At 59.7% G+C, this 16,027-nt stretch carries 15 protein-coding genes; 10 read left to right on the forward strand and 5 right to left on the reverse strand.

What is annotated here, in order from left to right; translation table 11 throughout:
* The first annotated feature begins 2 nt into the window (after positions 1–2).
* From F8N49_RS16340 to F8N49_RS16350, 3 genes are all read left to right on the forward strand, one after another.
* The gene (locus F8N49_RS16340) at positions 3–1,145 is read left to right on the forward strand and encodes a hypothetical protein (protein ID WP_151551915.1); all 1,143 of its coding nucleotides are present in this window, start codon (positions 3–5) and stop codon (positions 1,143–1,145) included.
* A gap of 323 nt (positions 1,146–1,468) precedes the next feature.
* Entirely contained in the window at positions 1,469–1,915 is a 447-nt protein-coding gene (locus F8N49_RS16345; protein ID WP_071174073.1) for a hypothetical protein, read from the forward strand.
* Complete coding sequence (locus tag F8N49_RS16350) at positions 1,915–2,187, forward strand: type II toxin-antitoxin system mRNA interferase toxin, RelE/StbE family (protein WP_073471523.1); 273 nt, start codon at positions 1,915–1,917, stop codon at positions 2,185–2,187. The genes F8N49_RS16345 and F8N49_RS16350 overlap by 1 nt, the downstream gene beginning before the upstream one ends.
* A 177-nt stretch (positions 2,188–2,364) precedes the next feature.
* On the opposite strand, the gene F8N49_RS16355 is transcribed toward F8N49_RS16350, so the two are convergent.
* Both F8N49_RS16355 and hslO read right to left on the reverse strand, forming a co-directional pair.
* Positions 2,365–3,906, reverse strand: a complete 1,542-nt coding sequence (locus F8N49_RS16355; RefSeq protein ID WP_016772179.1) for a phosphoenolpyruvate carboxykinase — start codon at positions 3,904–3,906, stop codon at positions 2,365–2,367.
* A 181-nt stretch (positions 3,907–4,087) separates the two neighbouring features.
* Positions 4,088–4,990 carry an Hsp33 family molecular chaperone HslO gene (gene hslO / locus F8N49_RS16360; RefSeq protein ID WP_073471522.1) on the reverse strand — a complete coding sequence of 301 codons (903 nt, stop codon included), beginning with the start codon at positions 4,988–4,990 and terminating at the stop codon, positions 4,088–4,090.
* A 107-nt stretch (positions 4,991–5,097) separates the two neighbouring features.
* On the opposite strand from hslO, the gene F8N49_RS16365 reads away from it, so the two are divergent.
* A complete protein-coding gene (locus F8N49_RS16365; protein WP_122751826.1) occupies positions 5,098–5,898 on the forward strand; it encodes a phosphatase PAP2 family protein in 801 nt (266 codons plus the stop codon).
* 97 nt (positions 5,899–5,995) lie between these two features.
* Here F8N49_RS16365 and F8N49_RS16370 read toward each other — a convergent pair whose 3' ends face one another.
* Complete coding sequence (locus tag F8N49_RS16370; RefSeq protein WP_122747926.1) at positions 5,996–6,403, reverse strand: RNA-binding S4 domain-containing protein; 408 nt, start codon at positions 6,401–6,403, stop codon at positions 5,996–5,998.
* Between the two features lie 116 nt (positions 6,404–6,519).
* Here F8N49_RS16370 and F8N49_RS16375 point away from each other — a divergent pair, with 116 nt between their 5' ends.
* The 3 genes from F8N49_RS16375 to rimK are packed head-to-tail and all read left to right on the forward strand — an operon-like array spanning position 6,520 to position 8,697.
* Positions 6,520–7,299, forward strand: a complete 780-nt coding sequence (locus tag F8N49_RS16375; protein WP_151551916.1) for an EAL domain-containing protein — start codon at positions 6,520–6,522, stop codon at positions 7,297–7,299.
* 34 nt (positions 7,300–7,333) lie between these two features.
* Positions 7,334–7,795, forward strand: a complete 462-nt coding sequence (locus F8N49_RS16380) for an ATP-dependent zinc protease (protein ID WP_172667902.1) — start codon at positions 7,334–7,336, stop codon at positions 7,793–7,795.
* Positions 7,792–8,697: a 30S ribosomal protein S6--L-glutamate ligase gene (rimK, locus tag F8N49_RS16385; protein WP_024011184.1), complete on the forward strand. Its 906-nt coding sequence runs from the start codon at positions 7,792–7,794 to the stop codon at positions 8,695–8,697. The genes F8N49_RS16380 and rimK overlap by 4 nt, the downstream gene beginning before the upstream one ends.
* 88 nt (positions 8,698–8,785) lie before the next feature.
* Here rimK and F8N49_RS16390 read toward each other — a convergent pair whose 3' ends face one another.
* Positions 8,786–10,099, reverse strand: coding sequence for an ATP-binding protein (locus F8N49_RS16390; protein WP_016770645.1), 1,314 nt, complete (start codon positions 10,097–10,099; stop codon positions 8,786–8,788).
* Positions 10,100–10,213: 114 nt separating this feature from the next.
* The gene (ompR, locus tag F8N49_RS16395) at positions 10,214–10,954 is read right to left on the reverse strand and encodes a two-component system response regulator OmpR (RefSeq protein ID WP_016772186.1); all 741 of its coding nucleotides are present in this window, start codon (positions 10,952–10,954) and stop codon (positions 10,214–10,216) included.
* Positions 10,955–11,312: 358 nt separating this feature from the next.
* On the opposite strand from ompR, the gene F8N49_RS16400 reads away from it, so the two are divergent.
* The 3 genes from F8N49_RS16400 to gshA all read left to right on the forward strand — a co-directional run bounded on the left by F8N49_RS16400 (position 11,313) and on the right by gshA (position 15,908).
* Positions 11,313–13,637, forward strand: coding sequence for a Tex family protein (locus tag F8N49_RS16400; RefSeq protein WP_110644785.1), 2,325 nt, complete (start codon positions 11,313–11,315; stop codon positions 13,635–13,637).
* Entirely contained in the window at positions 13,637–14,020 is a 384-nt protein-coding gene (locus tag F8N49_RS16405) for a PaaI family thioesterase (protein WP_071174065.1), read from the forward strand. The genes F8N49_RS16400 and F8N49_RS16405 overlap by 1 nt, the downstream gene beginning before the upstream one ends.
* 304 nt (positions 14,021–14,324) lie before the next feature.
* Positions 14,325–15,908 carry a glutamate--cysteine ligase gene (gene gshA / locus F8N49_RS16410; protein WP_122751830.1) on the forward strand — a complete coding sequence of 528 codons (1,584 nt, stop codon included), beginning with the start codon at positions 14,325–14,327 and terminating at the stop codon, positions 15,906–15,908.
* Positions 15,909–16,027: the final 119 nt, after the last annotated feature.

The raw sequence follows: 16,027 nt of genomic DNA on the forward strand, positions 1-16,027 counted from the left end.
AAATGACAACTTTAACAATCTTTTTCTGCGGCACCGGCTCCAACAAATTTGATGACAAACATAAAAACTTCTGGGACGGCGAAATCGTTTCTACGCTCGCTGCACACCACAGCGGACGCGAATTTGCCGAGTGGATCGTCGTCGACGGCCCTGGCAGCGGCAATCTGCAAGCCGACGACCTGTTCACCAAGACCTCTGAATACGGCTTGTCCGGCACGCTGTTCGGCAAAGGCTGGGATGAAAACGTGCAGCACGCGTTGAATATCATCAAAGGCAAATGCGATTGGCAACGTAAACAACTTACCGAGGCAGAATATAACCGTCTGAAAGCCGCAGGCATTCCTATTGAAGATGTAAAAGAGGAAGGTTCCTGGTTCTGGCGCCAGTATAACTATGGCGACCGAAGTATCACGCAACAGAAGTTGCAGGAACAGATCATCAAGACTTTCCGCGAGGACGGCATTATTCCGACGCGTGTCAATCTGCTCGGCTGGAGCCGGGGTGGTATCAGTTGCCATATGCTTGCCAATGCAATGTCCAGGGACCCTGCGCTCAAACATATTCCGGTGAATATCTTTGCGATTGATCCAGTCCCGGGAATTGGCAACTTCCAGGAAAACCGCGTCAAACTCGAATCCAACGTCAAGGAATACATCGCCTTCTATGCCCGCGACGAGCGCTCAAAAGGCTTCAGCTGCGTGATCCCGCAAACCGCTACCGGCACCAGGACTTCGATCTATCCAATGGCCGGTCGCCACGCCACCCTTGCTGGCAACGCCACGGCGCTCGGCGGCGAGCCGAGCGGCAGCGGCGACCTCAACGCGCTGGTCGAGCCCGGCCGCATCGTTCGCCATCTGGCGGAAACCTGCCTCAAGCGCTGGGGCGTGCCACTGAGCAAAACGCTCAACCTGAGCGATACCGACCTGCGCCGCCTCACCGGCGCCATCGTCAGCGACGAAGCCCGCTACAAGAAGATGCACAGCCAGTCCTACACCTATTTCACCGAACTGGACAAAGGCGAGCGCTATGTCTCGCTGGGCAGCAAAGGCGTGCCGTTTTCAGCAGTCAAAGGCACGATCTACCGCCCTGCAACCGGACTGACCACAAGCCTGCTGGATATTTCCGGTTACCAGCATCTGCGTTGAAAGGCGTTGAAGAATCGGTAGCAACGTCTGGCGCTCTGTTCGTCCCATTCCTACTTCACGCGATGCCTTGTCGGCTATCACGAGGTGGTGGTGCGAACCTATAGTCCTGGGTGTCGCTGCTTTGGTCAGTGACACCCACATCACCCACGCTCTGTACCTGCTGACAGGTCGGCTGCGAGCTGCTGCAAGTCCGAAAGCCCCGGCCCAGCAACAAACGAAACATCATCGCTGCACACGGCGTATCCAACATCAGGAGTCAAATTTTGCAAACTACTATTGATTGCGTACGATGGGAGCCATTACTCATCGAAGGGCTCGCATCTATGACCAGCACCGAAATCATCGATCACAGCACCCTCCTTCGCTTGGTCGAAAACGGTTCTGTGAGCGGCACAATCATCGTCGCGAAACCAGGAGGCTGGTCGGTCGAGATTCGGCAAGGCAGCCGTAAATGCGCACTGACAGCACAACGCAGTGGTCAGGCGCGCCTGTTCAAGAAGCTGGAGACGCTGGTGACCTATCTGCAGGGCTTGGGCATCAGCCAGTTCAACGTGGATGCCTCCGGTTATGACCCGTTGCAACTGAAAACCTACGCCCGGCCCGATCGCTCTGAAGCATTGAAACAAGCCCATGAAGCGGCCGCTTATGAGGAATGGTTCAAGCGACAGGTGCAGATCAGCATCGATGATCCAAGGCCAAGTATCAGCGATGAAGATGCTCGCCGAATATTCGCCGCCAAGCGTGATGCCCTGCGTCAACGAGGGCGCTGATGAAGTTGGTCTGGCGCCCGGAAGCGCTTGCTGACCGTGACCGGATAATGGATCGAATCGGTCAGGACAACCCAGACGCTGCTGCGGATCTCGATGAAATGTTCGAATCAAAAGGGGAAATAGCAAGACAGCGCCCAACCTTGTACCGAAAGGGCAGGGTCCTCGGAACACGTGAAATCGTTGCGGCCGCCAACTACGTCATCGTCTACGCAATCAAAAAAGACCGGGTGGAAGTGCTGCGTGTCATGCATGCACGGCGGCAATGGCCTTAGCTAGAGGATCATTTTGCAGTAATGTTAAGTGGCATTACTCTGGCCGTATCACGCCAAAAATGAATGAATACTGCTACACGGCAAGTGACGAATCGCCGTTGAGATGAGCTTACCCAAATCTTCGCCCATGAAAAAACCGCCCCAAAGGGCGGTTTTTTATTCACTGCAAACCACTACTTACAACTTCGGCCCAGCCGCCTTGATCGCGTCGCTCACTTCGAACTTCTTGAAGTTCTCGATGAACAGACCGGCCAATGCTTTGGCGGCCTCGTCGTACGCAGCCTTGTCAGCCCAGGTGTTGCGTGGGTTGAGCAGGTTAGTGTCGACGCCCGGGACGGCCAGAGGCACGTCGAGGTTGATGGTGTCGAGGTGTTCGGTGGCTGCACCGATCAGCGCGCCGCTCTGGATCGCGGCGATCACCGCGCGGGTGGTCGGGATGTTGAAGCGTTGGCCGACGCCGTAGCCGCCGCCGGTCCAGCCGGTGTTGACCAGGTAGACCTTGGAGCCGAAACCGCGGATGCGCTTGATCAGCAGTTCGGCGTATTCGCCAGCCGGACGCGGGAAGAACGGTGCGCCGAAGCAGGTGGAGAAGGTCGACTTGATGCCGCTGCCCGAACCCATTTCAGTCGAGCCCACCAGTGCGGTGTAGCCGGACAGGAAGTGGTAGGCCGCTTGCTCTTCGTTGAGGATCGACACTGGCGGCAGCACGCCGGTCAGGTCGCAGGTCAGGAAGATCACCGCGTTTGGCTCGCCACCGAGGTTCTTCTCGGAACGCTTGGCAACGTGCTCCAGCGGGTAGGCGGCGCGGCTGTTCTGGGTCAGGCTGACATCGGCATAGTCGGCGTGCTTGGCGTCGTCGATAACGACGTTCTCCAGCACCGCACCGTGCTTGATGGCTTTCCAGATGACCGGCTCGTTCTTCTCGGAGAGGTCGATGCACTTGGCATAGCAACCGCCTTCGATGTTGAACACCACGCCTTCGCCCCAGCCGTGTTCGTCGTCACCGATCAGGTAACGGCTTTCGTCAGCCGACAGGGTGGTTTTACCGGTGCCCGACAGACCGAAGAACAGGGTCACGTCGCCGTCTTCGCCGATGTTGGCAGCGCAGTGCATTGGCAGCACGTCAGCGGCCGGCAGCAGGAAGTTCTGCACCGAGAACATGGCTTTCTTCATCTCGCCGGCGTAACGCATGCCGGCGATCAGCACTTTCTTCTGCGCGAAGTTGATGATCACGCAACCGTCGGAGTTGGTGCCGTCACGCTCAGGCACGCACTCGAAGTTGGCAACGTTGAGCACTTGCCATTCTTCACGGCCAGCCGGGTTGTACTGGGCCGGGTTGATGAACAGGCAACGACCGAACAGGTTCTGCCAGGCAGTCTGTGTGGTCATTTTCACGGCCAGGTAGTGATCTTCCGCCGCGCCTACATGCACGTGGGAAACGAAGTGCTCTTGCGCGTTGTTGAAGGCCTCGACGCGAGCCCACAGGGCATCGAACTTGTCGGCCGGGAACTTGCGGTTGATCGGGCCCCAGGCGATAGCAGCCTGGGTGGAAGGCTCTTCAACGATGAAACGGTCGACTGGCGAACGGCCGGTGCGGTGACCGGTGCGAACAACCAGAGCGCCGGTATCGGCAAGCTCGCCTTCACCGCGATTCAGGGCTTCTTTTACCAGATCATCAACACTCAGATCGGTGTACACGGCGTTATTGGCTTGCGTCATGAGGTTCCCCGTCGGCCAGTGGCCGAGTGTGCTCCAAACGTTTTGTAGTAGAAAGTCGTGCACTACTACCGCGAAAAAAGTGGGCCGGATTATGCCAGAAAAGCCCAAAAAGAGTAGGGTCCTCCCGTCGTAACGGCGATATTCCGTCATTCCGCAGTGAATTTACCTGCGCTGAACCGTTTTAGTGACGGGTATCTGACGGCGTATCGACGCCCGCGCCAGCGAACAATTGAGCAATATCGGCCGCGTCGAACAGGTACTGCTGATTGCAGAACTGGCAATCGATCTCGACTTTACCGCCCTGCTCGGCGGCCAGCGCCAGCGCATCGTCCAGCCCAAGACTGACCAGCGCATTGCCGGAGCGTTCCCGCGAGCAACTGCAACTGAAGCGCAAATGCTGCACATCGAACAGGCGCACTTGTTCTTCGTGGTACAGGCGATGCAGGACGGTTTCGTTGTCCAGGCTCAGCAGCTCATCGGCGCTCAGAGTGCTGGCCAACGCGGTGAGGTGCTGCCAGCTGGCGGCGCGATCCTCTTCGTCTTTCAAACGATCGGCGGGGAGTTGTTGCAGCAGCATGCCGCGCGCACGACGACCGTCGGCGAACAGCTTGAAGCGGGTGCCAACCTGCTGCGACATGACGAAATAGTTGGTGAAACAGTCCGACAGTGTTTCGCCGTCGAGATCGACAATGCCCTGATAGCGCTGGCCGACAGTCGGGTCGACGGTCAGGGCCAGAACGCCGTTCGGCATCAGATCGCTGAGGGTGGCGTCTGCGGCGATCTGCTCGGCGTTGTAACGCGCCAGGCCACGGATCTCACGCTCGCTGGAGCACTCGATCATCAGCAGCGGAATCGGCCCTTCCGAGCGTGCCTGCAAAATCAGCAAGCCATCGAACTTGAGCGTGCCGACCAGCAACGACGCGGCCGCCATCAGTTCGCCGAGCAACTGCGCGACAGGTTCCGGGTACGGGTGTTTGGCGAGGACTTCGGCGTAGCTGCGCTCCAGCGCTACCAGTTCGCCGCGAGTGTCGCTGTCATCGAAGATGAAGCGTTGAGTGAAATCGGTATCCGCTAGGTCGGTCATAGGTCTGGGTATCTGAATGTGATGACAAAATGATTACAAAACGTGAAAATTTGCGCTTGCTGGCACTTTTTTTGGTGCCGGCGCTTTTTCGCCATGGGAGGCATTTTATGAACAATCCGGGTTTGTTCCAATCAAGGTGGAACCTCGGCCGGCTGGTTCTGTGTAACGTAGTGCCGTTGGCGCTACTGGCTTTCTGGTTATGGCCTACCGGCCAGATGCTGTGTGTGATTTTCGACGAGTGGCTGTTCCGCTCGCTGAATGCGCCGCTGGCCAGCAACCCGATATGGCTCCACATCTGGGCAATTGCAAGTCTGCGCCCGTTCGACATCGTCGTCGGACTGATTCTGCTGACGCTGCTGATCAAGGGCGACTGGGTCTTCAGGGCGATCGACGTGCGTCGCGCGTTCTTCGGCTTTTTCTCGATCCTGCTGCTGATGGTGGTGATCCGCGCGCTGTTTTCCAAATTCGCCGATCACATGGGCTGGCAGCACAGCAGCCCGTCAATGGTGCTTGAGGGCGCCGTGCACATCAGCGATTACTTTCCGCACCTGGAAAAAACCTGGGAGCTGAAGGACCGTTCCGGCCAGAGTTTCCCCGGTGATCATGCCTCAGTGCTGTTGATCTGGGCATTGTTCATGGGCGTGTTCAGCCGCACCGTCGGACAATTTCTAACAGTATGGGGTCTGGCAGTGTTGTTCATGCTGCCGCGTCTGGTGGCCGGCGCGCATTGGGGTCAGGACGACTACATCGGCGGCTTGCTGCTGGCGGTGTGGGCGTTGGGCTGGGGTTACTACACACCGTTCGCCTGGCACGCGTCGAACCTCTGGTTGAAGCTGACCGCGCCGATTTTCGCGTTGCTGGGCAGGCTGCCGATGGTGTCGCGGATGAGTGTGGTGCGTAGCGCCTGATACCGCGTCGTACTCGATTCGCGAGCAGGCTCGCTGCCACAGACGACTTGATCAAATGTGGCAGCGAGCCTGCTCGCGAAGAGGCCGGCACAACGTTTCAATCTTCGTTGCTGCTACCGCGAAACTTGAACAGATCACGCCGCTGTTTCTTGCTCGGCTTGCCATCGGTGCTCACGCCCAACGACCCTGCCTTGCGCATTGCCGCAGCCGCTTCACGCTTGGCGACACTCGCCTCGGTCTCGGCATACAAGGTCTGCGCCTCGGGTGCGCCACGACGCACGATCGACAATGCCTCGACCTTCACCGTGCGCACTTCGAAGCCAGTGCGAATCTCGAACTCATCACCGATGCGCGGCTCCTTGCCCGGTTTGCAACGCTCGCCGCGGCAATGCACCTTGCCACTTTCAATGGCGGCTTTGGCCAATGCACGGGTCTTGTAGAAACGCGCTGCCCATAGCCATTTATCGAGACGGACCTTGTCGTCCTCCTCCTGCTTCTGTCCCATATGAATTCCTCGCTCAGCCAGTAGTCGGAACTGTACTACCGTTTCTGTCGGGCGCAAGAACTCGGCCCTCCAGATAGACTGTGATCTTCGCCGCCCGACCGGCCTGGAGTGACCGCGTGACTAAATTTCCAACTTCGTTGACCTCACCCAGGGGCGGTTGCCAGGGCTGCCAGCAAAGCGAACCGCTGGATTTCGATTTTGCCTTCGCCTACCAGCCGATCGTCGACCTGCGCGACCAATCGGTGTTTGCCCACGAAGCGCTGGTGCGAGGCGTGGCCGGGGAAGGTGCACTGTCGGTGTTAAATCAGGTTACAGAAGACAACCGCTACCGTTTCGACCAGCTCTGCCGGACCCGCGCCATCGAAGGCGCGGCGAGCCTTAATATGCAGACACACTTGTCGATCAACTTTTTGCCCAACGCCGTCTACCGTCCAGAGCTGTGCATTCGCAGCACACTGGAGGCCGCACGCAAACACAACTTTCCGATCGACCGACTGATTTTCGAAACCCTGGAAATCGAGCACGTAGATAATTATCGCCATTTGACCAATATTCTGCGTGAATACCGCGAATTCGGCTTCAAGACCGCCATCGACGATTTCGGTGCCGGTTATTCGGGGCTCAATCTGCTGGCTGATTTCCAACCGGACCTGATCAAACTCGACATGGCGCTGATCCGCGATGTTGACCAGGACCGTGTCCGTCAGGTGATCGTACGGGGGATTGTCACAATGTGTACGGAGTTGGACGTTACAGTCATTGCCGAAGGCATAGAAAGCGCCGGAGAACGGGATTTCCTCGCGGACTGTGGAATATTCCTGATGCAGGGCTACTGGTTCGCCAGACCTGCATTCAAAGCGTTGGCCCAGGTGCCGGACGAGGCCTGGAAGCGTTAACCCTTGGTTTTTTTCTTTGAAGACATTTGATCATTTGACCGTTGTCGGTCTGCGCGAGTGGGTGGCGCTCCCGGGCCTGGGAGTCGCGGGCCTGCGCGCAAAAATCGACACCGGCGCCAGCACCTCCAGCCTGCACGCCACCGATATCGAACCGTTCGAACGCGACGGCGAGAAATGGGTGCGCTTTACCGCGCATCTCGGCACCGTGGTGCAGTTGCGTCACCGGCGCTGCGAAGCGCCACTGGTCACGCGCAAAACCATCAAGAGCTCCAACGGCCATGCGCAAGTGCGCTATGTGATCAGCACCACGCTGGCCCTGGGTGATCGGGTCTGGCCGGTGGAGTTCACCCTGGCCTGCCGCAAGTCCATGCGCTATCGCCTGTTGCTCGGTTCCAAAGCCCTGATCGATGGCCAGTTGGTGGTCAATCCGGGCATCAAGTATGTACAAGACAAGCCGGTGTTCCCGGTATCTACCTCCTCCACAGGTGTTGCATGAAGATCGCTGTGCTGTCGCGTAATCCGCGTCTGTATTCCACCCGCCGTCTGGTCGAAGCCGGAATCGAGCGCGGGCATGAAATGGTGGTGATCGACACCTTGCGCGCCTACATGAACATTGCCAGCCACAAGCCGCAGATCCATTACCGCGGCAAACCGCTGGAAGGTTTCGACGCGGTGATCCCGCGGATCGGCGCGTCGGTGACGTTCTACGGCTGCGCGGTGTTGCGTCAGTTCGAAATGATGGGCGTGTTCCCGCTCAACGAGTCGGTGGCCATTGCCCGTTCGCGGGACAAATTGCGTTCACTGCAGCTGCTGTCGCGGCGCGGCATCGGTCTGCCGGTCACCGGTTTTGCACACTCGCCGGACGACATCCCCGACCTGATCGCCATGGTCAACGGCGCACCGCTGGTGATCAAGGTACTGGAAGGCACTCAGGGCATCGGCGTGGTGCTGTGCGAAACCGCGACGGCGGCAGAGTCGGTGATCGAAGCGTTCATGGGCCTGAAGCAGAACATCATGGTTCAGGAATACATCAAGGAAGCCGGCGGCGCGGATATCCGCTGCTTCGTGGTCGGCGACAAGGTGATCGCCGCAATGAAGCGCCAGGCCAAACCGGGGGAGTTTCGTTCCAACCTGCATCGCGGCGGCAGCGCCAGCCTGATCAAGATCACCCCGGAAGAACGCATGACCGCGTTACGCGCTGCCAAGGTCATGGGCCTGGCGGTGGCGGGTGTGGATATCCTGCGCTCCAATCACGGTCCGCTGGTGATGGAAGTGAATTCGTCACCGGGACTGGAAGGCATCGAAACCACCACTGGCAAGAATGTCGCCGGGATCATCATCGAGCATCTGGAAAAGAATGGCGGGCCGAATATGACTCGCACCAAGGGCAAAGGTTAAAAGCAAAAGATCGCAGCCTTCGGCAGCTCTTACAGGGGAATGCATTTCGTGTAGGAGCTGCCGCAGGCTGCGATCTTTTTTTCCGCCGTTACACCGCATCTCTCGGCAACATCAATCCCAACGGCAATCTCACCCGCGCCTCCAGTCCCCCCCCGGAGCGGTTGCGCAATTCGACATTGCCGCCATGCATCGCCGCAATCCTTTTCACGATCGCCAGCCCCAGCCCGGTGCCTTTGCCACCGCGAGCCCGATCACCTCGGGTAAACGGATTGAAGATTGCCTCAAGCTCGGACGGATCAATCCCCGCGCCACGGTCCATCACGCTCAGAACCACATACGGCGCGCTGGTATCTCCGGACACATAAGCCGCGACCTCAACACCGGTGCCGGCATGGTTCAAGGCGTTGCCGATCAGGTTGTTGAGCAGGCGTTTCATCGACACTCGACGCAGCGGAAACGGCTGGATCGGTTCCAGGCGCAGGCGCACTTTCTCTTCGTTCTGGTTGTACGGCGCGGCGACTTCGCGCACCAGATCGCTGAGGTCGACCTCCTCCACTGACTCATCACGACCATCGCGGATGAACGCGAGGAACTGGTCGAGAATCGCGTCCATGTCTTCGATGTCGCGGACCATGTCGTCGGTAAGGTCGGTGTGATCGCCCATCAGTTCCAGCGACAGGCGCAAGCGCGTCAGCGGTGTACGCAAGTCGTGAGAAACCCCCGCCAGCATCAGCTCGCGCTCACGCCCGGCCTGTTCGACGTCCTCGGCCATCTGGTTGAAGGCGCGATAAACCTCGGTCATTTCGCTCGGCGTGTCGCTGATCGGCAAACGCACGCTGCGGCCCTGGCCGAGTTGCCGCGCGGCATACACCAGGCGCTTCAACGGCTGGTTGAGCTGGCTGACGAAGATCCATGCCGATGCCGTCGACAACAGGCCGATGGCGAGGAACCAGCCGAGCACGTTCCAGATTTTCTGGCCGCGCAGCGGATGCGGATACAACGGCACTTTCAGCCAGCCATCGCCCAGACTCGGCGCCCTCACCCACAGTGCCGGCGGCGAGTGCATGCGCAAACGCACCTCGGTGTCGGCACCCAGTTCCGCCTGCATCTGACGTTGGTAGATTTCGCTGTACGGCCAGTGCTGCTCGCCTTCCGGCACACCGGCGCCGACCACACGAATCAGGGTCGCGGCATCGGCAATTTTTGCGCGGTTCTCTTCGTCGGCGGCCCAATAGGCGCGCAGCGTCAGAGCGACGCCATGGCTGTATTGGCGATCCACCAGCACGTCCTCGTTCATCAACAGATAAACCAGGGTCAGCGCCTTGGAAAACAGCACGACGATCAGCACCAGCCAGAGGGTGCGGGAGAAAAAACTTTGGGGGAACCAGACGGGGGTTTTCATCTTTAACCGCTACACACTTGCAGGAGCGAGCAATGCTCGCATATTGCGGATTGCGAGTCTGTGGCAATGGCCGTGCGACCAGAGCCTTGCAGACCCGCTCCTACAAATCACCGATCACTTGGTGGCGGTGCCATCCGGTACGAACACGTAACCCACGCCCCAGACGGTCTGGATGTAGCGCGGTTTCGACGGATCGGGTTCGATCATCCGGCGCAGACGCGAGATCTGCACGTCGATGGAACGCTCCAGCGCATCCCATTCACGACCACGGGCGAGGTTCATCAGCTTGTCGCGGGTCAGCGGCTGACGCGCGTTCATCACCAGCGCCTTGAGTACCGCGAACTCACCGGTGGTGAGCATGTGCACTTCATCGCCACGCTTGAGCTCGCGGGTCGCCAGCGACAACACGTAATCACCGAAGGTGACGTTTTCGTCCTCACTGCCCGGTGCGCCCGGCACCGGTGCGGCCTGACGGCGCAACACCGCTTTGACCCGCGCCATCAGCTCGTCGGGGTTGAACGGCTTGGCCAGGTAATCGTCGGCGCCCAGTTCAAGGCCCTTGATACGGCTCAGCTCATCGCCCTTGGCGGTGAGCATGATGATCGGAATCTGGTTATTCGCGCTGCGCAGACGGCGGCACGCGGTCAGGCCGTCTTCGCCCGGCAGCATCAGGTCGAGAACGACCAGATTGAACACTTCACGCGCCAGCAGACGGTCCATCTGCTCGGTGTTCGGAACGGTACGGGCACGGTAGCCCTTGCTGACGAAGAAACGCTCCAGCAGGCTGCTCAGCCCCGGATCGTCATCAACGATAAGAATTTTTTCGCCTTCAGCCGTTTGTGCAGTGCTGCTCATTGGATGCTCCTTTTAGCTCGGCGCGCATTATGGCGTAGCTGTCGTTATACGCACCGTGTGCATTGTTAGCAGATTTTTCCTTCACTGCCAGAAAACCGGGGTTTATGCCTACAGCCTGCAACGCCCCCGAATGACAGAACGCTGGTTATAATGCGCGGCGTTTTGCGCCAGGCAACGTCTGAATCGTTACCGTAAGTGGCCGGTATTTTTTCCGGCCCTGTGCAGTAACTGTTCGATTTCACGGGTCAATGGGCAGCTTCTTGATCCAGGCAGCGGCAATTTTCCAGCCGCTCAATCAGCCTCCAGGCCATTATCTGCGTGCCTGCGAGCCTGCTTTCATACTATGTCAGGTGGTTTTATGGACAGCATCAACAGCCGCATCGCCGAGGAACTCGGCGTACGCCCACAACAGGTCGAAGCGGCCGTCGCGCTACTCGATGAAGGTTCTACCGTTCCCTTTATCGCCCGTTACCGGAAAGAAGTCACCGGCAGCCTCGATGACACCCAGTTGCGTCATCTGGAAGAGCGCCTGCGCTACCTGCGAGAACTCGACGAACGGCGCATCAGCATCCTCGCCAGCATCGAGGAGCAAGGCAAACTCACCCCTGCCCTTGAGCGCGACATCAAGCTCGCCGACACCAAGACCCGTCTCGAAGACTTGTACCTGCCGTACAAGCAGAAGCGCCGCACCAAGGGCCAGATCGCCCTCGAAGCCGGCCTCGGCGAACTGGCCGACGGCTTGTTCAACGACCCGAACCTGTCGCCGGAAACCGAAGCCGCGCGCTTCGTCGACGCCGAAAAAGGCGTGGCCGATGTAAAGGCTGCGCTGGAAGGCGCCAAGTACATCCTCATGGAGCGCTTCGCCGAAGACGCCAGCCTGTTGGAAAAACTGCGTAATTTCCTCAAACAGGAAGCGATCCTCAGTGCCCGCGTCATCGCTGGCAAGGAAGAGGAAGGCGCCAAGTTCCGTGATTATTTCGAACACGACGAGCCGCTGAAAAGCATGCCGTCGCACCGCGCCCTCGCCATTTTCCGTGGCCGCAACGAAGGCATTCTCAGCTCCGCTCTGAAAGTCGGCGATGAGCTGCCCGGCACGATGCACCCGTGCGAAGGCATGATCGGCCAGCAGTTCGGCATCCAGAACCAGAACCGCCCGGCGGACAAATGGCTCGGTGAAGTGGTGCGCTGGACCTGGAAGGTCAAGCTCTACACCCACCTGGAAACCGACCTGCTCGGCGAGTTGCGCGACGGTGCCGAAACCGAAGCGATCAACGTGTTCGCACACAACCTGCACGACCTGCTGCTGGCCGCTCCGGCCGGCCCGCGCGCGACCCTGGGCCTCGACCCGGGCCTGCGTACCGGCTGCAAGGTTGCCGTAGTCGACTCCACCGGCAAGCTGCTCGACCACGCCACGGTTTACCCGCACGTGCCGCACAACAAATGGGATCAAACCATCGCCATTCTTGCCGCGCTGTGCGCCAAGCACTCGGTGGACCTGATCGCCATCGGTAACGGCACTGCCAGCCGCGAGACCGACAAGCTGGCGATCGAGCTGATCAAAAAATATCCAGCGATGAAAATGACCAAGGTCATGGTGTCCGAAGCCGGCGCCTCGGTGTACTCGGCCTCGGAACTGGCGGCCAAGGAATTCCCGGATCTGGACGTGTCGATCCGCGGCGCCGTGTCGATCGCCCGTCGCCTGCAGGATCCGCTGGCCGAGCTGGTGAAGATCGATCCGAAATCCATCGGTGTCGGCCAGTACCAGCACGACGTCTCGCAGCTGAAACTGGCGCGTGGCCTGGATGCCGTGGTCGAGGATTGCGTGAACGCCGTGGGCGTGGATGTGAACACCGCCTCCGTGGCATTGCTGGCGCGGATCTCCGGCCTCAACGCAACGCTGGCGCAGAACATCGTCGCTCACCGTGACGAACACGGCGCGTTCAAGACCCGTGCAGCGCTGAAGAAAGTTGCGCGACTGGGCGAAAAAACCTTCGAACAGGCCGCCGGCTTCTTGCGCGTGATGAACGGCGACAACCCGCTGGATTCGTCGGCGGTGCACCCGGAAGCCTATCCGCTGGTGCAGCGCATTGCCGCTGAAACCGACCGCGACATTCGCTCGCTGATCGGCGATGCCGCTTTCCTAAAGCGACTGGATCCGAAGAAATTTACCGACGAAACCTTCGGTCTGCCGACCGTCACCGACATCCTGCAAGAACTGGAAAAACCCGGTCGCGATCCGCGCCCGGAGTTCAAGACCGCCGAGTTCCAGGAAGGCGTCGAGGACCTCAAGGATCTGCAACTGGGGATGATCCTTGAAGGCGTGGTGACCAACGTGACGGCGTTCGGTGCGTTCGTCGACATCGGCGTGCATCAGGATGGTCTGGTGCACATCTCGGCGCTGTCGGAGAAGTTCATCAAGGACCCGCGCGAAGCGGTAAAGGCCGGTGACGTGGTGAAAGTGAAGGTCATGGAAGTCGACATTCCGCGCAAACGCGTCGGCCTGTCGATGCGCATGAGTGACACTCCCGGCGAGAAAATCGATGGCGCCCGTGGCTCGCGTCCGGGCTCGGCACCGCGCCAGTCTTCGGGCAACGCGCCGCGCAAGGAAACCGCCACCGCCGCGCCGGTGAACAATGCGATGGCCTCGCTGTTCGCCAACGCCAAGCAGTTGAAGAAACGCTGATGGACATGCCGGCCGGGCTCGTCGAGAGCGCGTTTTTCAAGCTGTTGGGCTGTCGCCTGCACAGTCTCGAAACCGGGGTGGCGCAAGTCGCCCTGGCGCTTGAGCCCGAACTGCGCAACCGTGGCGGCAAACTGCACGGCGGCGCGCTGTTCAGCCTGGTCGACATTGCCATGGGCCTGGCCTGCTCCAGCAGCCATGGCTTCGATCAGCAGAGCGCGACCATCGAATGCAAGATCAACTACATCCGCGCCGTTTCCGAGGGCGAGGTGCTGTGCACGGCGCGGGTGATCCACCCGGGCCGGCGCACGCTGGTGGTCGAAGCCGAGGTGATGCAGGGCGACAAACTGGTCGCAAAAGCGCAAGGCACCTTCGCTGTCCTGTAGATGTTGCTCATCATTTTGAGTTAATTTCGGCGCTGTGATCGCAGCGTCGAGCTTTTCTGTGGGAGCGAGCTTGCTCGCGAAGAGGGCATTTCAGTCAGCCTCAAGTCGCCTGACACTCCGCCTTCGCGAGCAAGCTCGCTCCCACAGTTCGCGTGCATCCGCCAGATTCAGGGAATGAAGTTGGCGATTCAACGGGGGCTGACAGGCCCGAAAAACCAGGCGATAACGCCAGTTTCAACTTCACCCTTGTAGACCGTCCTGCCCACCCCCATATTGGGGCGACTGACGCGTGAAGGAATCCAAATTGAGCGAACTTCTCAACCGCCGCCTGGCTCTGCTTGGCGAGCGCGCTAACCTCTCTCTGCTCAAGCAGTGCCTGCACGGTATCGAACGTGAATGCCTGCGCGTGACCAGTGAAGGTCGCCTGGCGCAAACGCCGCACCCCGAAGCCCTGGGTTCCGCGCTGACCAACGAACAGATCACCACCGACTACTCCGAGTCGCTGCTGGAATTCATCACGCCTGCCCTGCCGGATCCGGCCGACACGCTGGCGAGCCTGGACAAGATTCATCGTTTTGCCTACAGCAAACTCGGCAACGAGTACCTGTGGAGTCCATCGATGCCGTGCCCGCTGCCGGCCGAGGAAGACATCCCGATTGCCTATTACGGCACCTCCAACATCGGTCAGCTCAAGTACGTCTATCGCAAGGGCCTGGCCCTGCGTTACGGCAAGACCATGCAGTGCATTGCCGGTATTCACTACAACTTTTCCCTGCCGGAACAACTCTGGCCATTGCTGCGCGAGGCCGAAGGTTTCGTCGGCACCGATCGCGATTTCCAGTCGGTGTCCTACATCGCGCTGATCCGCAACTTCCGTCGCTACAGCTGGCTGCTGATGTACCTGTTCGGTGCCTCGCCGGCGCTGGACGCCGGTTTCCTGCGCGGGCGTTCGCATCAGCTCGAACAGCTCGACCCGGACACGCTGTATCTGCCGTACGCGACCAGCCTGCGCATGAGCGATCTCGGTTATCAGAGCAACGCCCAGGCCGGCCTGACACCGTGTTACAACGATCTGGCGAGCTATACCGACAGCCTGCGCGAAGCCGTGGCCACGCCGTATGCGCCGTATGTTGAAGTCGGTACGCACAAGGATGGCGAGTGGGTGCAGCTCAACACCAACATCCTGCAGATCGAAAACGAGTACTACTCCAACATCCGCCCGAAACGCGTGACCTACACCGGCGAGCGGCCGATCCAGGCGCTGATGGCGCGCGGCATTCAGTACGTCGAAGTGCGCTGCCTGGACATCAACCCGTTCCTGCCGATGGGCATCGACCTCACCGAATCGCGCTTCATCGACGCCTTCCTGCTGTACTGCGCGCTGAACGACAGCCCGCTGCTGACCAACACTTCGTGCGGCAACGCCACCTCGAACTTCCTCAGCGTGGTCAAGGAAGGTCGCCGTCCGGGCCTGCAATTGCAGCGTGACGGTCAGCCGGTCGAGATGAAGCAATGGGCGGCCGAACTGCTGGAACAGATTGCTCCGCTGGCGGCGATGCTCGACCAGAGCGTCGGCGGCGATGCCCACAGCAAGGCCCTGGATGCGCAACTGGCCAAGGTCAACGACCCGTCGCTGACGCCATCGGCGCAGGTGCTGGCGGCCATGGCCGAGCACAAGGAAAGCTTTGCGCAGTTCTCCCTGCGCCAGAGCCAGGCCCATGCCGAGTTCTTCCGCAGCGAGCCGCTGGCGGCTGACGAGCAAGCGAAGTTTGAAGAACTGGCGCGCGCGTCGCTGGCGCAGCAGACCGAGCTTGAGCAGAACGAAGTCGGCGATTTCGATGTGTTTGTCGGCGCGTATCAGGCGAGCATCCTCGCCATCAGCAATTAAAAGCCCCTCACCCTAACCCTCTCCCAAAGGGAGAGGGGACTGACCGCGTTGTTCTTGCGAGCTACACCGACCTGAAATACCGGGCCGAACTCAGGCCTTGAAAAGCATGAAGATCAGCT

Source organism: Pseudomonas sp. GXM4 (assembly GCF_008923895.1).
GTDB lineage: Bacteria > Pseudomonadota > Gammaproteobacteria > Pseudomonadales > Pseudomonadaceae > Aquipseudomonas > Aquipseudomonas atacamensis.